This window comes from Hyalangium minutum, assembly GCF_000737315.1.
Taxonomy (GTDB): domain Bacteria; phylum Myxococcota; class Myxococcia; order Myxococcales; family Myxococcaceae; genus Hyalangium; species Hyalangium minutum.
In genome coordinates, this window is sequence record NZ_JMCB01000044.1 from 1 (window position 1) to 765 (window position 765).

At 67.3% G+C, this 765-nt stretch carries 1 protein-coding gene; it reads right to left on the reverse strand.

The genetic code is table 11. The annotated features are described in order from the left end of the window. The coding region (locus tag DB31_RS49510; RefSeq protein WP_276203696.1) for a CARDB domain-containing protein at positions 1-765 on the reverse strand (765 nt) is incomplete at both ends.

The window sequence follows — 765 nt, forward strand, 5'->3', positions numbered from 1 at the left end:
ACCCAAGTAGTAAGCACCCTCGGAGGGCACCGAGGCCGGGCCCTGCACCGTCAGCGTCTGGCACTGCCCCGGGTTCAAATACGGCGTGCCGGCGTAGCCCACAAAGGAGTCCGGCGAAGGCCCTGTGGGACCATTCGGCGTGATGGTGGTGTCCGTCGACAGGTACACCTCGACGGGCGCGCCGCCTGCCCGCGTGCCCTGGTTGCATACCACCACCGTCGCCGTGAGCTGCTGCCCAAGCGTGGCGCTCACCGGCCCCGTCACCGACGACACCACGAAGTCCGGCTTGTAGCCGATACCCAGCTGCGCGCTCGTCTTGGCGTTGTTGTCCTCGAGCAGCTCGACCGTGCCGTTGGGCGGATCCACATAGGCGCCCAGGTAGTAGGTACCCTCTGAAGGCACCGAGGCCGGGCCCTGCACCGTCAGCGTCTGGCACTGCCCCGGGCTCAGATACTGCGTGCCGGCGTAGCCCACGAAGAAGTCCGGCGAAGGCCCTGTGGGACCATTCGGCGTGATGGTGGTGTCCGCCGACAGGTACACCTCGACAGGCGCGCCGCCTGCCTGCGTGCCTTGGTTGCATACCACCACCGTCGCCGTGAGCTGCTGACCAGGAGTGGCGCTCACAGGCCCCGTCACCGACGACACGACGAAGTCCGGCTTGTAGCCGATGCCGATGCGCGCGCCCGTCTTGGCGTTGTTGTTCTCGAGCAGCTCGGCCGTGCCGTTGGGCGGATCCACGTACGCACCCAAGTAGTAAGCACCCTC